At 54.8% G+C, this 2,167-nt stretch carries 1 protein-coding gene and 1 pseudogene; both read right to left on the bottom strand.

What is annotated here, in order from left to right:
• Positions 1-1,705 (bottom strand): ATP-dependent helicase (locus tag WCA53_RS10880; protein WP_423909084.1); only part of this gene is annotated, 1,705 nt, incomplete at its 3' end.
• 14 nt (positions 1,706-1,719) lie between these two features.
• Positions 1,720-2,167, bottom strand: a pseudogene (locus WCA53_RS10875) (ATPase); the annotation flags it as partial.

Genomic DNA, 2,167 nt, shown 5'->3' with positions numbered 1-2,167 from the left:
AAGCGACCTTCGCCTCGACGGAAAAACGCGATGCGAAATTCTTCTTCGTCCCCGAAATCATCAACGACTCACGGGCGCGGGTCATCGCCACATAGAAGAGCCGTCGCTCCTCAGATTCTGTGCTTTTCTCATCAGGCACGACCGTTTCCTCCGCCCGAGCGATCCAGACGTGATCCCATTCGAGCCCCTTCGAACTGTGCATGGTAGTAAGAATCAAGGCATCCGGTGCCGCTTGGTTGTTGTCCTTCTGGAGAAACCCCAGTCGATCAAAGAATGATCCATTAAGGCGAGATAGAACGTCGTACGTAGCTTGGATCGTCCGCTGGGCCGCTTCCTTCCTTGCGTACTTCATCATCCATTCGTAGACCCCCGTTAGCGTCAACGAGTAGAACTTTCTGTCGCACAGACCTTGCCATTCAGCAAGACGCTTCATGAACTCGCGGTAGTTCGTGGCGGTCTCATCATCCATTCCCATTTCGACGAGCTCGGTTTTGCCCTTCATTTGCAGCTTGGTACCCATGCTCGCGTGGAGCGCGGTCAAGTTATCGCGGTGCATGCCGGAATGCGCGAGGACCGCGTCAAGGCCCGTCTCCTTCACGCGTTCGACCAGTTCGAGCAGGTCACACATCAACGCGCCCTCCGGGCGGCTTAGAACTGAGCTACCGGATGCTCGAAAATACTTTATTCCGTGCGAACGACACACAGCCTCAATCGGGTCGAGGTTTCTATTGGTACGTGCGAGAATTGCGCATGACCGACCAGCGGTCAAAAGCGGACCGAGCAGTTCGACGGCGGCCACCGCTTCAGCGTATTCATCCTCGTGGCGGGAAGTAACGACGCGACCACCCGGGCCTTTCTCTGCCCGCAAGATCTTTTGTATTCGGTCCACGTTGTTACAGATCACCCGGTCCGCTGCAGCCAGAATTTCCGAGCGGCACCGATAGTTACTCCCGAGGATTACCGGCTTCGCGCCGAATTCCTCAATGAACGACTCCATACCACGATACCCAAGCGCTGAACGAAAGGCGTAAATGCTTTGATCATCGTCGCCAACGACAGTAATCACTGACCCTGCTTTCGCGTGCAGCTCGATCCAACGATACTGAAGCGGATCGGTGTCCTGGAATTCGTCGACGAGAAGATATTTGAAGGGATACGGGAGAATGGTGCCCGACTCCATGCCTGCAACTGCCAGGCGCAACATGTCCTGAAAGTCGATCTTCCCGTTCCGCCCGAGCGCATCTTGATATGCTTGATAGAGGCGACCGTCGTCCGACTCTGGATCGAAGCGGCCAAAGTTCGTTTTGATCTTTTCGATCGTAGGGATTACCTCTTCCGCCTTGCCGCTTATGCCCAGGTCTTGCATGACACGAATCAGTAAGCCCAGCCTGTCACCGTCCGATGCGATATCGATGCGTTTCGCGCCAGGCCGAAGCAGCTGCTTGTACGCGAGCGAGTGAAATGTTCCTGCGATTAGGCGCTTTTGTACCGTCTTGCCGGCTGCCCCCAAGATACGCTCGCGAAGCTCGATCGCCGCTTCCTTGGAAAAGGTAACGGCGCCGACTATTGCTGAATCCTCTTGAAGGAGCATCGCTGCCTTCGTCGCGATTGTCTTGGTTTTTCCAGCACCCGGGCACGCGATTGCCACGCAGTTTTGACGCAACTGGGCGACTTCCCGCTGTTGAGGATTTAGTTCGTCCAGCATGCGTCGTCTAGCTCCTATCGACCGCGCACGGTGGTCATAAGCTTTAAATGTGTCATGTAGCCCCGCACTCCCAGCGGATTCACCTTTTTTAGGAACCGCACAACTTCTTCGTCAACGTCCGATTGGTCGCGAATGCCGTTCCAAACCATAAAATCGAACTGGTCCATAGCCCTGTCGAATTTCATCATGGTGGTCAAAATACGCATCGAGAAGCGCGAGTAAGCCTCGACTTCGATATTGAGGGATGGCAAAGGGATAGTTGGTTCAAAAACGAAATCGCCCCGCTCGCGCAGTTCCCGCTCGCTTTTTATGCGAAAGCCCTCAGCCACGCGCAGTTGCTCGTCTGTATATTCCTCAATCGTCTTCAATTGCTTGTCGAACCAGGAGTTCACGGAACCCATGTCTTCCTGGCCGAACGTCGACTGACCGAAGCGCTGCATGTTGATGCTCATACGGTTCAGG

The organism is Caballeronia sp., assembly GCF_049581465.1.
Classification (GTDB): Bacteria; Pseudomonadota; Gammaproteobacteria; order Burkholderiales; family Burkholderiaceae; genus Caballeronia.
This window is presented reverse-complemented; position numbering and strand designations above follow the sequence as displayed.